Consider the following 16,495-nt stretch of genomic DNA (forward strand, 5'->3'; position numbering starts at 1 on the left):
AAGGTAGGCGTCCATTATAAGTGCGCACCGGCCTGTCACGAAGGATGGGTACGGATGGGTCAGGGAATGCGATAATAGAAGTTTGCCCGCGCGCCGGGCGCCTTACTTCAGGTTGCCAGCCATGCCACAATTCGCCCCGCTTCAGAACGACACCTTCCTGCGTGCGCTGCTGCGCCAGCCGACCGACTACACCCCGGTATGGCTGATGCGCCAGGCGGGGCGTTACCTGCCGGAATACCGCGCCACCCGCGCGCGCGCCGGCTCCTTCCTGGGCCTGGCCAAGAATCCGGATTTCGCCACCGAAGTGACCCTGCAGCCGATCGACCGCTATCCGCTGGATGCCTCGATCCTGTTCTCGGACATCCTGACGGTGCCGGACGCGATGGGCCTGGGCCTGTACTTCGAGGACGGCGAGGGCCCGAAATTCGAACGCACCGTGCGCACCGAGGAAGACGTCGCCCGATTGCAGGTGCCAGATATGGCATCGCTGCAATACGTGTTCGATGCCGTGACCCAGATCCGCACCGCCCTGAACGGCCGCGTGCCGCTGATCGGCTTTTCCGGCAGCCCCTGGACCCTGGCCTGCTACATGGTCGAAGGCGGCGGCTCGCGCGAATTCCATACGATCAAGAAGATGCTGTACGCGCGTCCGGACCTGATGCACCGCATCCTGGACGTGACCGCGCAAGCCGTCACGCAGTACCTGAACGCCCAGATCGACGCCGGCGCCCAGGCCGTGATGATCTTCGACTCCTGGGGCGGCGCGCTGGCCGACGGCGCCTACCATGCCTTCTCGCTGGACTACATGCGCCGCATCGTGGCAGGCCTGCAGCGCGAGAAGGATGGCGTCCGGATTCCGGCGATCGTCTTCACCAAGGGCGGTGGCCTGTGGCTGGACGAGATGGCGGACATCGGCGCCGATGCGCTCGGCCTGGACTGGACCGTGAACCTGGGCCGCGCGCGCGCCCTGGTCGGCGACCGCGTGGCCCTGCAGGGCAACCTGGACCCGGCCGTGCTGATGGCCGGCCCGGAGCAGGTGCGGGCGGAAGTCGAGAAGGCGCTGGGCAGCTACGGCACGCCGTCGAACGGCCATGGCCACGTGTTCAACCTCGGCCACGGCATTTCGCAGTTCACGCCGCCGGAGTCGGTGACGGCGATGGTCGAGGCAGTTCACAGCTTCAGCCGCCGCCAGCGCCAGGCCTGAGCGCTGACAAAGCCCTATGGCTGCGCCGCTGCCTGCGGCGCATCATAATCACACTTATTCACAAATTCTTGAACTCTCGCGTCCTTGGCTGTGGAAATGTACAGTACTGGATGTATCCTGATAAGTCATTGATTCCATTGTTATTTATGCCGGGGCTGGCGAGTGCGCCAGCGTGGCGTATCGGCGGTCCGGAAGGCAGTTGCCCAAGTTGACAGCGCATTGTTCACAAAGTTATGCACAGCTTCTGTGAATAATGTTGAAAAGTCCTTGGTTTACCGGGGTTTACGCGATTTCTTCAAGTGTTGTATCAAGTTTTTGCTGCACTGCGCTTGAGTTCTTCACCGGAAATGCCCAGTTATGCACAGAAGCGCCCGAGCGATGCCGGATTTCGGCGCCAGGAAGGTTGCACAGGCAAGTGATTGAATTTAAAAGAGAAATTTTTTTGTGAACTTGAGGAATTGCTAAGTGCTTTGAGCTAACGTAAACCTTTGTCCCGGTCAAGTTTTCCATTTTCCACAAAGTTTTCCACAGTTCCCCCACAGTATTAAGGATAAGGTCCGGCTTGGCCTACTGCATCTTACAAATCGCGCTCGACACCCCGCTCGACAGCGCGTTCGACTATCGCTGGGAATGTGATCCCGGCAGCGAGCCGCAGGTCGGGCAGCTGGCGCTGGTGAACTTCGGCCGGCGCGAAGCGGTGGGCGTGATCGTCGCCGTCAAGCACGAGACCGACGTCCCGCTGGACAAGCTCAAGGACGCGCTGGCGGTGCGCAGCCAGCTGCCGCCGCTGTCGCCGCAATGGCTGGCGCTGGCGCGTTTCGCCGCCGACTATTACCACCGCCCGCTCGGCGAGGTGGCGATGCCCGGCCTGCCGAAGAACCTGCGCCTGGGCAGCACGGTGGCACTGGACCGCGCGCTCAAGAAGCTCGCCAAGGTCGAGGATGCCCACGACCCGGCGCCGGCCGCGATGCCGGTGTTGAATCCGGCCCAGCAGCAGGCCGCCGACGCCATCGGCCAGGCCCGGGGCTTCAATCCGCTGCTGCTGTACGGCGTGACCGGCAGCGGCAAGACCGAGGTCTACCTGCGGGCCTGCGCCCAGGTGCTCGCCAGGGAAAGCGAGGCCCAGATCCTGGTCCTGGTCCCCGAGATCAACCTGACGCCGCAGCTGGAGGCGAACATCCGCGCGCGCTTCCCGGGCGTGATGCTGGCCACCCTGCACAGCAGCCTGTCCGAAGGCGAACGCATGCTGCATTGGCTGGCCGCCCACCAGGGCCGCGCGCGCATCGTGCTGGGCACGCGGCTGGCGATCCTGGCTTCGCTGCCGCACCTGAAGCTGATCGTCATCGACGAGGAGCACGACCCCTCGTACAAGCAGCAGGAAGGCCTGCGCTATTCGGCGCGCGACCTGGCCGTGTGGCGCGCACACCAGCTTCAGATCCCCATCGTGCTCGGATCGGCCACGCCCTCGCTGGAGAGCTGGCACCACGCGCAGACGGGCCGCTACCGCAAGCTGGAGCTGCGCGAGCGCGCCGTGAAGGATGCCGTGCTGCCGCGCGTGAAACTGGTCGACATGGAGAAGGACAAGCCGAAGGAAGGCCTGACCTCGCACCTGATCGCGGCCCTGCGCGACCGCATGGCGCGCGGCGAACAGTCGCTGCTGTTCCTGAACCGGCGCGGCTATGCGCCGGTGTTGAGCTGCGACGCCTGCGGCTGGATCAGCAACTGCACCCGCTGCACCGCCTTCATGGTACTGCACCGGCCCGAGCACCGGCTGCGCTGCCACCACTGCTCGCTGGAGCTGCGGATCCCGCATTCCTGCCCGACCTGCGGCAACATCGACCTGCAGCCGCTGGGGCGCGGCACCCAGCGCATCGAGGAAGGCCTGCAGTCGCTGTTCCCGGAGGCGCGCGTGCTGCGCATCGACGCCGACTCCACGCGCCGCAAGGGCAGCGCCCAGGCCGCGTTCGATACCGTGCACCGCGGCGACGTCGACATCCTGATCGGCACGCAGATGGTCGCCAAGGGGCACGACTTCAAGAACCTGACCCTGGTGGGCGTGCTCAATCCCGATACGGCCCTGTTCTCGCAGGACTACCGCGCCAGCGAGCGCCTGTTCGCCCAGCTGATGCAGGTGGCGGGACGGGCCGGCCGCGCCGGACTCGAGTCCGAAGTGCTGATCCAGTCGCGCTACTGCCAGCACCCGCTGTACGGCGCGGTGATGCGGCACGATTACGACCGCTTCGCGGGCTCCCTGCTGGAAGAGCGCCACCAGGCCGCGCTGCCGCCCTTCATGTACCAGGCCCTGCTGCGCGCGGAGGCGCCGGAACTCGCCACCGCGATCGCCTTCCTGGAGCAGGCGCGCGACGCGCTGCCCAGCGACGCCGTGGTGCTCAACGATCCGATTCCGATGACCATGACCCGGGTGCATAATGTGGACCGTGCCCAGCTGCTGGTCGAATCGAATTCGCGCCCGGCGCTGCAGGCCTTCCTCAAAGTCTGGGTCGACGCCCTGCGCGCGATGAAGTCGCGGGTGCGCTGGTCGCTGGAGGTCGACCCGCTGGATATCTGACGCTTGCCGGAGAACCTGGACATGCCGTGCCGCCTCGCCTTGCTCCTACGCCTGTTCGCAGGCGTTCTCGCACTGCCGCTCTGCACATGCGCGGGCGCCGCCACGCCTGGCCAGGAATCGGCGGCCGCCGTCACCAGCCGGATCGAAGCCAGGGATTGTGTCGGCGCGGTCGATGAACTGAAGGCCGGGCTGAAGCGTGGTCATGCCGAAGTCTCGTTGCTGGCGGGTACCATGTACGAACACGCCGTGTGCGTGAAACGCGACTGGAACCGCGCGGTGCTGTTCTACTCCCAGGCTTACCAGAGCGGCATGAAGGAAGCGGCCGACCGCATGGCGGCCGGCTATGCCGCGCCGGAGAACGGCGCCGACGTCGCGGCCGCGATCTGGTGGTCCGGCAAGGGGCGCATCCAGGCATCGCCGGGCCAGCAGGTCCTGGCGCCATGCGCGGTCAGCCCGGCGGCCAGCGACAACATGGACCGCTTCGTCGCCGAGCTGCAGACCTGGCCGCAATGGCAGCTCGCCATGTGCAATTACGTGGTCGGGGTGATGTCGATGCTGTCGGCCGAGATCAGGTACCCGGCGCCGGCGCAGGCCTACGGCGTAGGCGGGCAGGTGACGCTGCGCTTCCTGCCCTCGGTGCCGAAGATCGAGCTGAAGAAAGGCGACACCCAGGAGTACCGGCTGCTCGGGATTTTCAATGGCGACATGCTGCGCGACCGCGAGACTTCGATGGTGACCGGCGGCTTCGAGAAAGCGCTCGGCGCCGTCGCCGACCGGGCCCTGCGCCGCTATCCCAGGCCCGGCGGCATTCCGGCGGAAGCGGTGTTCTATGTCCGCTACATCTTCCAACTCGAGTGATGCCCTGAGCGTTTCGCGAAAATAGCGTATCGTCATGTCCGCGAACTACCGGAGATGACTATGCAGAAAATGAAGGTCGATGTCGCCATCGTCGGCGCCGGCACCGCGGGCCTGGTGGCCTACCGTTCCGCGAAAGCCCAGGGCGCGCGCGCCGTCATGATCGAGGGCGGGCCCTACGGCACCACCTGCGCGCGCGTGGGCTGCATGCCCAGCAAGCTCCTGATCGCCGCCGCCGAGGCCGCGCACTTCATCGATGCCGCGCCCGGCTTCGGCGTGCACGCCGGCGAAAAGCGTGTCGACGGCGTGGCCGTGATGGAGCGCGTGCGGCGCGAGCGCGACCGCTTCGTCGGCTTCGTGCTGGAAGGCGTGGACAATATCCCGGACCAGGACAAGCTGCGCGGCTATGCGCGCTTCACCGGTCCGCATACCCTGGTGGTGGACGACCATACGGAAGTCGAGGCCGCGCGCATCGTGATCGCCACCGGCTCGACCCCGACCAGGCTGCCGAAGCTGGAAAACGTCGGCCCCGGCCTGATTACCAGCGACGACGTGTTTTACTGGCAGGACCTGCCGCGTTCGGTGGCCGTGATCGGCACCGGCGTGATCGGGCTGGAGCTGGGCCAGGCGCTCAGCCGCTTGGGCGTGCGCGTGAGCGTGTTCGCGCGCGGCGGCAGCGTGGCCCAGCTGACCGACCCGGTGGTGCTGCGCAATGCCGGGCGCGCGCTGGCCGAAGAGATCGACCTGCACTTCCAGTCCGAGATCGTCAGCGCCGTGCAGGACGGCGATGAGGTCGCCTTGACCATCCGCCAGAACGGCGAGGAACGCCCGATGCGCTTCCAGTACGTGCTGCAGGCGGCCGGGCGCACGCCCAACGTGGCCGGGATCGGCATCGAGCACCTGGGCCTGGAACTGGGCGCCAACGGCGTGCCGCTGTTCGACAGCCGCACCATGCAGTGCGGGAACAGCCATGTCTTCATTGCCGGCGACGCCAACAACGAGCGTCCGGTGCTGCCGGAAGCGGCCGACCACGGCAAGATCGCCGGCGACAATGCCGGCCGCTACCCGGACATCCGTCCAGGCCTGCGCCGCGCGCCGCTGACGATCGCTTTCACGGAACCGAACATCGTCAGCCTGGGCGCCAGCTACAAGCAGTTGTGCGCGCCGGGCAAGCCGAAGTTCGCGATCGGCCAGGTGTCCTTCGAGAACCAGGGCCGCAGCCGCGTCATGCTGCAGAATAAGGGGATGCTGCGGGTGTACGGAGAATACGGCACCGGGCGCTTCCTGGGCGCCGAGATGATCGCCCCGCGCGGCGAGCACATCGGCCACCTGCTGGCCTGGGCCGTGCAGTCGCGCCTGACGGTCGAGCAGATGCTGGAGATGCCCTTCTATCACCCGGTGGTGGAAGAGGGCGTGCGCACCGCGCTGCGCGACCTGGCGGCGAATATCGTGAAGGGGGGCAGCGACATCGATCCGGACGAGGTCGAGCCGGGCACGTAACACGTGGGCACGGCGTGCCCACGCGTGAAGTTGATTAATTGAGGTAGCTGGTATCCAGCTTACCCTCGGAAGCCAGCTGCCGCACGATCTTGATGGTATCGATATCGGCCTCCTGGTAGGCCGATTTCTTGAAGTCCTCGTACATCTTGCCCATCTCGTCGGTCGCGGACACATTGCCGTCGTCGTACAGGAAGCGCACCCACATCACGCCTTCGCTCGGCGCTTCGATCGTCATGGTCATGCGCGAGGCGGGGATTTCTCCCTGGGCCGGGACTTCGTAGCGCACTTCCTGCAGCGGGCTCAGGTGCACTACGTCGTCGATCACCAGCTGGCCGTAGCGCAGGCGGCGCGCGAAGCTGCCGCTCTGGCGCTCGCCGATCGTGCACTCGTCCAGGTGGGGCATGAACATCTTCGGGTCTTCGGCGCGCAGCACCAGGCCGCGCCACAGTTGTTCGCGGGTCATGGTGTCCGCGAGGGGGTTGAGCGGGTCGTTAATCTCGATCAGGTGTTCAAATTTCATGTTCTTGTCTCTCGCATGGACAGCGGTAAAAGCGCTATATGGTGGCGGATAGCGTGCTGACAAGCCACAACCTCATGCACTTTTCCTGAAATGTTTTCGGCGTGCATGGCCGAGCTTCGTTAAAATGATGAGCTCACCCACTGGCAGTCCTGCAAGAATTATCCCATGTCGACACCGAATTTCGGCCTCAACGGTCCGCAGAGCGAAGCCGTGCTCTATCTCGACGGCCCTTGCCTGGTGCTGGCTGGCGCCGGCTCCGGCAAGACGCGCGTGATCACCCAGAAGATCGCCTACATGATCGAGCATCGCGGCTACGATCCGCGCACGATTGCCGCGCTCACCTTCACCAACAAGGCGGCGCTCGAGATGCAGGAGCGGATCGGCAAGCTGCTCAAGCAGCCCAAGCAGGCCAAGCAGCTGACCGTCTCGACCTTCCACTCGCTGGGCGTCAAGATCTTGCGCCAGGAGGCGGCCGGCGTCGGCCTGAAGGACAAGTTTTCCATCATGGACAGCGACGACTGCTATACCGTCGTCTCCGACCTGGCCGTCACCACCGACAAGCAGGAGATCCGCCGCATCCAGAACGCGATCTCGCTGTGGAAGAACGGCCTGGTCGACCCCGAGGACGCGATCCGTGACGCGCGCGACGAAGACGAAGCCCAGGCCGGGCGCATCTACCGCAGTTATGTGGCGACCCTGCAGGCCTACCAGGCGGTCGACTTCGACGACCTGATCCGCCTGCCGGTGGAACTGTTCCGGAATAACGAGCCGATCCGCGACCGCTGGCAGCGCCGCCTGCGCTACCTGCTGATGGACGAGTACCAGGACACCAACACCTGCCAGTACGAGCTGGTGAAACTGCTGGTGACGGGCCTCGGCAAGAAGCCGATGTTCACGGCGGTGGGCGACGACGACCAGGCGATCTATGCCTGGCGCGGCGCCTCGGTCGAAAACCTGAAAACCCTGCAGACCGACTTCCCGGACCTGCGGGTCATCAAGCTCGAGCAGAACTACCGCTCGACCACCCGCATCCTGCAGGCCGCCAACGCGGTCATCGGCAACAATCCGAAGCTGTTCGAGAAGGCGCTGTGGTCGGAACACGGCCTGGGCGAGCCGATCAAGGTGCTGGGCATGCCGAACGAGGAGACCGAGGCCGACCAGGTGGCGATCATGATCTCGTCCGAGCGCTTCCAGCGCAAGAACAAATGGACGGACTACGCGATCCTGTACCGCGGCAACCACCAGGCCCGCATCATCGAGCAGTCGCTGCGCAAGGAACGCATCCCGTACACGATCTCGGGCGGCCAGAGCTTCTTCGACAAGGCCGAGATCAAGGACGTGATCGCCTACCTGCGCCTGATCGCCAACCAGAACGACGACCCGGCCTTCATCCGCGCCATCACGACCCCGAAACGCGGGGTCGGCATGACCACCATCGAGGTGCTGGGCGAAGTCTCGAAGCAGTGGAACTGCTCGCTGTTCGAGGCCGCCTTCAAGGGCGGCCTCGAAGCCCGGCTGCAGGACCGCCAGCTGATCCCGCTGCGCGAGTTCTGCCACTGGATCAATGAGCTGGAAGACCGCGCCACCCGTCCCGGCCCGTCCGGCAGCGGCGATCACGCCGCCGAGCTGCTCGATGACATGATGAAAGAGATCAACTACGAGCACTACCTGTACGAGAACTTCGACGACAAGGCGGCCCAGGCCAGGTGGCAGAACGTGCTCGAGTTCACCAACTGGCTGAAGGAGCGCGGACGCGGCGGGCGCGAGCGTGACGGCGAAGAGAAGAACCTGCTCGAGCTGACCCAGATGGTGGCCCTGATGTCCATGCTCGAAGGCCAGGACGAGGAGCAGGACGCGGTGCGCATGTCGACCCTGCACGCATCCAAGGGCCTGGAGTATCCGCACGTCTACCTGGTCGGCGTCGAGGAGGGCATCCTGCCGCACAAGGGCGATCCGGACGACCCCGTCGAGCGCATCGCCGCGCGCATCCAGGAAGAGCGGCGCCTGATGTACGTCGGCATCACGCGCGCCCAGCGCACCCTGCACGTTACCTGGTGCAAGAAGCGCAAGCGCGCGGGCGAACTGATGCATTGCGACCCGTCCCGCTTCATCAAGGAGATGGCGCTCGAGGTCGGCGACGCGCCGCCCAAAGAAGATGAAGTACTGAGCCCCAAGGCGCGCCTGGCCAACCTCAAGGCCTTGCTGGCGACGCCAAAGACTGCCAGCTAGAAACATTTGCCGGACGTTGACATCAGTTTAACGACGGCAAATGTTCAAAATCATTCGTTGCGAATAAGCCTTGATGGGATGCCAAGGGGTGCGCACGATTGAATTCTCATTTGACTTCAACTGTTGAGCAGGAAATACTTTCCTGAAGTGACTTTGTCACAATCAACATTGACGTTAAACAATGGCAACCGTATCCGACATCACCGTTATTCCCACTTCTGGACTGAACCATATCGACGCCTTGCTCGATACGGGGCCTGACTGGAATTATTTCACGACTGCTTCCGGACAGAGCAATGTTCTCTATTTCACGTTTTCCGTGACTTCAGGGAATGAGAGCGCTTCCAATACACAGAGTATTTTTTACGGAAACCAGCAGGCGTTTTCAGCCGCCCAGCAAGCCGCGGTACGGGAGCTGTTGAAGGATGGCGGCTATCTGAATTCGCTGACCGGCATTCACTTCGTCGAAACCGGCAATGGCGACGCTGCGCAGATCCACCTCTGCAATGCGGACATCATCACCAGCAATGTCACCGGACTGTGCAGCTGGCAAAGCACGTACCAGTACGAGCCCGGCACCAACAGGCTGGTCAGCTACGACGCGGATGCCTATGTCTATCTCGACAATGTCCAGTTCGGCGCGGCCAACAGCAACCTGACGCCTGGCGGAAGAGGGTATCAGACCCTGCTGCATGAAATGGGACATGCGCTCGGCCTGAAGCATTCGTTCTGGGATCCGAACGACGACAACCCGAACCCGATCGTCCTGCCGGCGGCGCAAGACAACACCAGCAATACCCTGATGTCGTACACCAACTTCGGTGGACCCTATACGACATACCAGCAATACGACGTCGCAGCCCTGAACTGGCTCTACGGCAAGGATGGTCTCGGCGGCGCACTAGGCATCAATTCGACAACCGGAGCCCGGTATATCACGGGTACGAATGGCCCGGATACCCTGACGGGTACCGACGCCAATGACACGCTTGAAGGCGATGGAGGCAATGACATGATTGATGGAGGAAATGGAATCGATACCGCCGTGTTCCGCGGCGTTCGCAGCAACTACGCTTTCGCAGAACTGCCGAATGGCGACATGACGGTGACGAGCAAGGACGGCATCGACGGCATCGACACCCTGCGCTCGATCGAGATCCTGAAGTTTGCGGACATGAGCGCGACCCGTGCCGATGTATTGGCGGCTGACACCGTGGCCCCTGCCAAGCCGACCATGGTGGTCACCAAGAACGTGAACGGCTACACGACCGGCAACACGCCGCTCGTGACCGGCAAGGCCGAAGCCGGTTCGATCGTGAAGATCTTTACCAGCGACAACAATATGCTGGTAGGCACGGCGACGGCCGACGCCAACGGCCTGTACACGCTGAAGCTCAACGCCTTTGCGGATGGCAGCAACTATTCGGTCTTTGCCACCGCGACCGATGCTGCAGGCAATGTTTCTGTGGCCAGCGATGCGGTAGGCTTCAAGGTCGATGCCACGCCGCCGGTCAAGCCGACCTATGACCCGCTGCCCGGCGATCTGAACGGCAGCAACCAGGTCACGTTCAACGGTACGGGCGAGGCCGGCACCACGATCGAGCTGGTGCGCGCCGGCGACCTGCAGACGATCGCACGTACGACGGTCGGCAGCGACGGCACATGGCACCTGCCGACTTCGCCTCTGCCGAACGGCAACTACACGGTCAGCGTGGTTTCGCTCGACCAGGCCGACAACGGCACCAGCGCCGCCTCCCGCGCGAGCTGGACCATCAACAGCTCGGCGAACATCACCGGCACTAGCGGCAACGATACACTCAAGCCGGGGGCGGGCAACAACGCGGTGGATGGCGGCGCCGGCATCGACACCGCCGTCTACGCCGGTTCGCGCACCAACTACACGGTGGCCCAGGAGGCCTGGGGCTACGGCATCACCGATAAAGCCGGCAATAACGGCCACGATTCGCTGATCAATGTCGAGCGCGTCCAGTTCGACGACGGCTGGCTGGCGCTGGACATCGACGGCATCGCCGGCCAGATCTTCCGCCTCTATACGGCCGTCCTCGGACGTCCGGCCGAGGCCGCAGGCATGGGTTACTGGATGTGGCGAATGGAAGGCGGTAGCCCCATCACCGACGTGGCCCGCGAATTCATGAACCAGCCCGAGTTCAACACCCTGTACGGCGCCAACCCGACCGATGCGACTTTCGTGACGAAGCTGTACAACAACGTGCTGCACCGCGATCCGGAGCCCGATGGCTTCAAGTACTGGATGGATACTCTGAGCAATAACAGCAATCCGGACAAGGCTGCGGTGCGTACCCAGATGCTGATCGATTTCAGCGAGAGCCTCGAGAACCAGGTAAACGTGGTCGGCACATTCAAGACGGGCATCGAGTTCACGCCCTGGCACCAGGCCTGACCGGGCCATCCGGCGGCATGCCGGCGCGGAATGCGCCGGCCCCATTCAAGAGCCGCTGGCATAATGCGGCTCTTTTCATTTAAGGAAACGCCGTGAGCGACGAAGACCGTTTCATCGATATCGAGATCAAGCTGGCCCACCAGGAAAACCTGGTCGAGTCGCTGAACCAGACCATCTACGAGCAGGGACGCCGTATCGACCAGCTGGAGGCCATGGTGGCCAAGCTGGCCGAGCATGTCCGCGTTCTGCGCGACGCCGGGCAAGGGCCGGTGAACGAAAAGCCGCCGCATTACTAAGCGGCAATTTCATCATATCGTGATGAAAAGCACATGGCTCATCCAGATTGAATGCCGTATTTTATGAGCCACAAGTTAACGAAATTTAATGTTTAGTTAGTCGAAAATTACTGTACTGTTGAGTTCCCTCAAGGTATGATCATCGCACAGTGTAAATACAATCAATTCCATCATTTCTGTTGGTTGAGTTGTTTCGTGCGAGGTCCATGTGAAATTATTCGTTCCGCATACCAAAGAAATGCCAGAGACCGCCGCATGGACCGCCCCGGAATTGCCGGTCTTCTTGCGCCGCACCGAGACGGCACAACGGTTCGAGTTCATCCCTTCCACAACCGACCTTGAGCGTTCCGACGTGCAGGCCGCATGGCACCGCCTGCTGCAGGTGCGCCGTAGTCCGGAAAAGCTGTACCAGCTGCCGGCGTTTTTCAAATACCTGCAGGAAACCAAGGAAGACGGCGCGGGCCCCTGCGAACTTCATGTCATCCGCCGCTGCAGCGATACACGCATCGTCGGGATCGTCCCGGGACGCCGGATGACGCAGAAGGTGAGCGTCCGCCTCGGTCCGCTGACCGTATTCAAGCGTACCGTGCCCGTCTACCAGCTGCTCGGCAGCGTGCCCTTGATCGATGCGGGCGAGGAAGGCCTGTCCAGTTTCGTCCTGAACAGTCTGCTGCAGCGTCATCCCGACTGCCAGGCCTTGCTGATGCAGGCGATGCCCGAGGAACTGGCCCATACGGTTGGCGGCAAGGGGCTGTCCCGTCACGTCCTCAACGGCTGGCAAAACTGTCATACCGTGCCCCTGCCGGAAGACGTCGAGACCTATCTGCAAAAGTTCAGCTCCAAGAAGCGCTACAACCTCTCGCGCCAGGTGCGGCTGCTGGCCAAGGAAGCGGGCGAGGTCAGCCTGGTGAGGATCGAGCACCCGGACCAGGTCCCAGCCCTGGTGGACGCCATGCGGACCTTGATGAACGCCGAGGACTTCTCCGTCCAGAGTTCGCAGGTCAAGCTCGAGAACCTGGCGCGCAATGGCCTGCTGCATTCCTACCTGCTCCAGTGCGGCGGCAAGACGGTCGCGCTGGTGCTGGGCACGCACTCGGATGAGGTGTGGCACGTACACAATATCTGCTGCGCCCAGGAGTACATGAACCTGTCGATCGGCACCAGCATCATCCACCTGGCCCTGCAGGATGCGATCGTGCATTTCAATTTCACCCACGCCGATTTCGGCTACGGGACGCCGAACCAGGAATTCCGCTCCACGCACGTGCTGCAGCGGCGCGGCAAACTGCTGCTGTGCCGCCGCCATGGCATGGCCGACCTGCTGTTCAAGCTCTATAGCGTCCAGAACCGGATGAACGAAGCGTTGATCGCGCGTGTCAAGACAGCCCGCAAGCGGCTGAAGGAGCGCAGGCAGGCGAGCAAATAGTTGCATTCTGCTAATAAATCCAATAAGGTGGGTCATGTTTATTGGATAACAGGATGTACTGCATGAGTATCGCCGACCTCGAACGACGAATCCTCGCCTGCGAGCAGGAAAACGCACGCCTGCATAAACGGCTCGCACGGCAAAACCGGGCCTGGGCACTCGGACTGCTCCTGATTGCCGGTGGCGGCGCGATCGCAGGCGGCAGCATCAAGGACGCCATCTTCGACAGCGTGCGGGCCAGGGAAGTCGTGGTCGTCGACGGCAAGGGCGTGGTGCGCGCCCGCCTGAGCGGCGATCTGCCGGATGCGGTCATGGCTGGCGGCCGTGTTTCGAAGCGCGGCTCGAAAGCGGCCGGCGTGATGCTGTACGACGAGGAGGGCATCGAACGCGGCGGCTATGTCACCCAGGATGTCGGCAGCAACGTCATGCTGACCCTGGATTCCAAATACCGCCAATCCGCGCTGTTCGTGGCTGGTCCCGACGAGAGCCAGGCCAGCGCACTGGGCCTGTGGAACAAGGGCGGCGGCATCGAGATGCGCTCGGATGGCAACGGCCAGCGCCTCAGCGTCACCAACAAATCCGGCGTCGTGACGCAGCAGCCGGTCATTACGACCTTGTCTGCGGCCACCTGTGCATCGTACAAGGACATCGAAAAGAAATTCCCGGGCGAACGCAGCTGCCAGGCCAGGTTCACGGACGCCGCTTGCCAGGCCTGCTTCGACAGCCCATGAAGCGGCGCCTGCTGACACTCTGCGCGCTGGCCGGGTTGGCAGTCGGGCTGCAGGCGCAGGCCGCCGGCTTCACGCTGCGCCTGGCGCACGGCAATGCCCGCGAGCGGGCGGCGCGCGCCCAGTTCGAGCGCGTGCTGGCCGCGCATGCGCTGGACCCTTGGATCCAGACCCGCGAGATCGTGTTCGAGCAGGGCGCCATCCCGCACAGCCACCCGGTGCTGACCTTGAACACGCGCCACACCGACGACGACGGCCTGTTCCTCTCCACCCTCATCCACGAGCAGACCCACTGGTGGCTCGAGCGCCATCCGCGCCGGACGGAAGCGGCGCTGGCCGAGCTGAAGGCGATGTATCCGGACCTGCCGGTCGGCTACCCGGAAGGCGCCGACAGCGCCGACAGTTCGTATTCCCACCTGCTGGTGATCTGCATCGAGCTGGACGGCGTGCGCAAGGTGCTGGGAGCAAGCGAGGAAAAGCGGATCCTGGCCTTCTGGCAGGACGACCACTACCGCACCCTGTACCGCATCGTGGCGGCGAACCGGGCGCGCATCCGCGACATCCTCGACAGGCACGGCCTTCAACTACCGGATTCCCATGCAGGCTGAGCCCGACTTCTACGTGGTGTCGAAGCGCAAGCTGGCGATCCTGTTCCTGGCGACGTCCTCGCTCTACGTCCTGTACTGGTATTACAAGAACTGGGATCGCTACAAGAGCAGGCATCCGGAAGCCTCGCAGTTCGGCAGCATGGTCTCGCCGGTGCCGCGCGCCGTGTTCTGGATGTTTTTCACGCATGCGCTGTTCCGCAAGGTCAAAGCCTATGGCCATGCGCTGCCGCAAGTCGCCGGCTGGCGCAGCGGCTGGCATGCGAGCATCCTGGTCGCGCTGATGCTGCTGGCGAACGCCATCGACGTCCTCATCGGCGGCACGGCCGGCGATCTCGTCTCGATCGCCAGCGTGTTCGTGCTGCTGCCGCCCTTCCTGGTGGCGCAGGACAAGATCAACCTCAGCTGCGGCGACCCGGAAGGGAAGGGCAACGACCGGCTGTCGAAGGCGAACTGGGCCTGGGTGATTGCGGGCGCGGTGCTGTGGCTGATATTGATCGCCGCTGCGCTCCTGCCTGGCGGGTCTTGACCGGCCTTGGGCAGCGTATTGCTTATGCTACAGTCTATTTCTTGCTCTGACGTTCAGGGCTTTCATCCACGGTATATACATCATGAGTAATCAAGCCCCTGGTCCGGAGTTCTGGACCCGCGTCAACGCCCTGATCGACCAGGCCAACACCCAGTGCGATTCCGCCGACCCCAGCGAAGTCTGCGCCTCCACCATGTACGCCTCGGCACGCTTCAATGCCTTCATCGTCGCGCGCACCACGAGCGGTCCGGAACACATGCAGCAGGAAAAGGAGCGGGCACTCGAGTATTTCACCGATCAGTTCCGCAAGATGATGGCGGAGAATCTGGACGATTTCATTGCGAATCTCGGCAAATACGATATCGGAACGCCGTCGCAGTAAGCGATTCCCTTCCCGCCGCATGGGGGCTCTCAGATCGTCGGCACATGCAGCCGGTTATCGTCCCCCAAAACCAGTCCTTGCCAGGTTGCGGGCTTGCCCGTCATTTCCCACGCCAGGATTTGCTGCGGTGTGCGTCCCATGCCACCTGAAAAGGCGGTCATCTGATGCTTGTCGAGTTCCCTTGCGATGTCCAGGTCCTTGATCGTCAGCTTGTTCATGTATATCTCCTAGAATAATTGGCGATGCCAGGCACGGTGCCGGACACAATTACCGTCGAGTGCAGGAAGCGTGCCAGTCGCGGAATCGCGCTTATTCGCAGGGACGGATCAGCTTTCGGATGCTATCTGCTGGTTTCTCAGTCATTCTTGTGATGGTTGAGTTGGCTGCCGTCCAACACTTGACGCATCATCATTGCGCCTATGGGCCTCGGTGCGGGAACAAGCAAAGATGGTGGAGTATGCTGAGCAGTACGACGACATAGGACTGTCATGGGAAAAAACCGGCTGGAAGCCTTCAGCGACGGCGTCATCGCCATCCTCATCACCATCATGGTGCTGGAACTCAAAGTCCCGCACAGCCCCGATTTCAGGGCCTTGCTGCCGCTGTGGCCCGTCTTCATGAGCTACGTGCTCAGCTTCATCTACATCGGGATCTATTGGAACAACCACCACCACATGCTGCACGCGGTGAAGGAAGTCAGCGGCGGCATCCTGTGGGCCAATCTGCACCTGCTGTTCTGGCTGTCCCTGATTCCCTTCGTGACGGCGTGGACGGGCGAGAACCATTTCGAGACCGGGCCGACCGCCACCTATGGCTTCGTGCTGTTCATGTGCGCGGTGTCGTATTCGCTGCTGGTGCGCGGCCTGGTGCGCAACCACGACAAGAACACGACCCTGGCCGAAGCCATTGGCGACGACCGCAAGGGCAAGATCTCGATCGTCCTCTACCTGGCCGGGGTGGCGCTGTCCTGGTTTGCCGCCTGGCTGGGCTTCCTGGTGTATGCGGCCGTGGCCGTGATGTGGCTGATTCCGGACCGGCGCATCGAGAAGAAAGTGGTCCAGGAGATCCAGGAAGAGGAGGCGGAAGAAGCCAGGAAAGAGGCGTCCTGACGGATGCCGTCAATACGGCGGATTGCAACACATCAATATGACGACGCGGCAATAAGCCTGCTATGATCTTCGGCGCACCTGCTGCCGGGCACGCTTCGGCAGCGTCCGATTAGTGTCCTGA

Annotated in this window: 16 protein-coding genes; 13 read left to right on the forward strand and 3 right to left on the reverse strand. The window is 63.2% G+C overall.

All coding sequences use genetic code 11. The annotated features are described in order from the left end of the window. The first annotated feature begins 121 nt into the window (after positions 1-121). Positions 122-1,204, forward strand: a complete 1,083-nt coding sequence (gene hemE / locus AB4Z32_RS07375; protein WP_441935275.1) for a uroporphyrinogen decarboxylase — start codon at positions 122-124, stop codon at positions 1,202-1,204. A gap of 282 nt (positions 1,205-1,486) precedes the next feature. Here the strand turns inward: hemE and AB4Z32_RS07380 are convergent, their stop codons facing one another. After that, positions 1,487-1,714, reverse strand: coding sequence for a hypothetical protein (locus AB4Z32_RS07380; RefSeq protein WP_441935276.1), 228 nt, complete (start codon positions 1,712-1,714; stop codon positions 1,487-1,489). Positions 1,715-1,766: 52 nt separating this feature from the next. Here AB4Z32_RS07380 and AB4Z32_RS07385 point away from each other — a divergent pair, with 52 nt between their 5' ends. The 3 genes from AB4Z32_RS07385 to AB4Z32_RS07395 are packed head-to-tail and all read left to right on the forward strand — an operon-like array spanning position 1,767 to position 6,128. Next, positions 1,767-3,773 (forward strand): primosomal protein N', encoded by a 2,007-nt coding sequence (locus AB4Z32_RS07385; protein ID WP_441935277.1) that lies wholly within the window; start codon positions 1,767-1,769, stop codon positions 3,771-3,773. Between the two features lie 21 nt (positions 3,774-3,794). Then, positions 3,795-4,631: a hypothetical protein gene (locus AB4Z32_RS07390; protein WP_441935278.1), complete on the forward strand. Its 837-nt coding sequence runs from the start codon at positions 3,795-3,797 to the stop codon at positions 4,629-4,631. A gap of 60 nt (positions 4,632-4,691) precedes the next feature. Then, on the forward strand, positions 4,692-6,128 hold the full coding sequence (locus AB4Z32_RS07395; RefSeq protein WP_441935279.1) for a dihydrolipoyl dehydrogenase: 1,437 nt from the start codon (positions 4,692-4,694) through the stop codon (positions 6,126-6,128). Positions 6,129-6,162: 34 nt separating this feature from the next. On the opposite strand, the gene AB4Z32_RS07400 is transcribed toward AB4Z32_RS07395, so the two are convergent. Continuing rightward, positions 6,163-6,648, reverse strand: coding sequence for an SRPBCC family protein (locus AB4Z32_RS07400; RefSeq protein ID WP_441935280.1), 486 nt, complete (start codon positions 6,646-6,648; stop codon positions 6,163-6,165). A 165-nt stretch (positions 6,649-6,813) separates the two neighbouring features. Here AB4Z32_RS07400 and AB4Z32_RS07405 point away from each other — a divergent pair, with 165 nt between their 5' ends. The 8 genes from AB4Z32_RS07405 (at position 6,814) to AB4Z32_RS07440 (ending at position 15,265) form a co-directional block, all read left to right on the forward strand. Beyond that, positions 6,814-8,877: a UvrD-helicase domain-containing protein gene (locus AB4Z32_RS07405; protein ID WP_441935281.1), complete on the forward strand. Its 2,064-nt coding sequence runs from the start codon at positions 6,814-6,816 to the stop codon at positions 8,875-8,877. Between the two features lie 181 nt (positions 8,878-9,058). Beyond that, positions 9,059-11,299 carry a DUF4214 domain-containing protein gene (locus tag AB4Z32_RS07410; RefSeq protein ID WP_441935282.1) on the forward strand — a complete coding sequence of 747 codons (2,241 nt, stop codon included), beginning with the start codon at positions 9,059-9,061 and terminating at the stop codon, positions 11,297-11,299. A 92-nt stretch (positions 11,300-11,391) separates the two neighbouring features. Then, on the forward strand, positions 11,392-11,595 hold the full coding sequence (locus AB4Z32_RS07415) for a SlyX family protein (RefSeq protein ID WP_441935283.1): 204 nt from the start codon (positions 11,392-11,394) through the stop codon (positions 11,593-11,595). Positions 11,596-11,833: 238 nt separating this feature from the next. Further along, positions 11,834-13,021: a GNAT family N-acetyltransferase gene (locus AB4Z32_RS07420; RefSeq protein WP_441935284.1), complete on the forward strand. Its 1,188-nt coding sequence runs from the start codon at positions 11,834-11,836 to the stop codon at positions 13,019-13,021. 62 nt (positions 13,022-13,083) lie between these two features. Beyond that, positions 13,084-13,752, forward strand: a complete 669-nt coding sequence (locus AB4Z32_RS07425) for a hypothetical protein (RefSeq protein WP_441935285.1) — start codon at positions 13,084-13,086, stop codon at positions 13,750-13,752. After that, a complete protein-coding gene (locus AB4Z32_RS07430) occupies positions 13,749-14,357 on the forward strand; it encodes a hypothetical protein (RefSeq protein WP_441935286.1) in 609 nt (202 codons plus the stop codon). The genes AB4Z32_RS07425 and AB4Z32_RS07430 overlap by 4 nt, the downstream gene beginning before the upstream one ends. Further along, positions 14,347-14,883 (forward strand): hypothetical protein, encoded by a 537-nt coding sequence (locus AB4Z32_RS07435; protein ID WP_441935287.1) that lies wholly within the window; start codon positions 14,347-14,349, stop codon positions 14,881-14,883. The genes AB4Z32_RS07430 and AB4Z32_RS07435 overlap by 11 nt, the downstream gene beginning before the upstream one ends. Before the next feature lie 82 nt (positions 14,884-14,965). Continuing rightward, on the forward strand, positions 14,966-15,265 hold the full coding sequence (locus tag AB4Z32_RS07440) for a DUF3144 domain-containing protein (protein ID WP_441935288.1): 300 nt from the start codon (positions 14,966-14,968) through the stop codon (positions 15,263-15,265). 29 nt (positions 15,266-15,294) lie between these two features. Here AB4Z32_RS07440 and AB4Z32_RS07445 read toward each other — a convergent pair whose 3' ends face one another. Beyond that, positions 15,295-15,483 carry a hypothetical protein gene (locus AB4Z32_RS07445; RefSeq protein WP_441935289.1) on the reverse strand — a complete coding sequence of 63 codons (189 nt, stop codon included), beginning with the start codon at positions 15,481-15,483 and terminating at the stop codon, positions 15,295-15,297. A gap of 270 nt (positions 15,484-15,753) precedes the next feature. Between AB4Z32_RS07445 and AB4Z32_RS07450 the strand changes: the two genes are divergently transcribed. Next, entirely contained in the window at positions 15,754-16,374 is a 621-nt protein-coding gene (locus AB4Z32_RS07450; protein ID WP_441935290.1) for a TMEM175 family protein, read from the forward strand. The last annotated feature ends 121 nt before the right edge of the window (positions 16,375-16,495 follow it).

The organism is Massilia sp. 2TAF26 (genome assembly GCF_052115005.1).
Classification (GTDB): domain Bacteria; phylum Pseudomonadota; class Gammaproteobacteria; order Burkholderiales; family Burkholderiaceae_D; genus Telluria.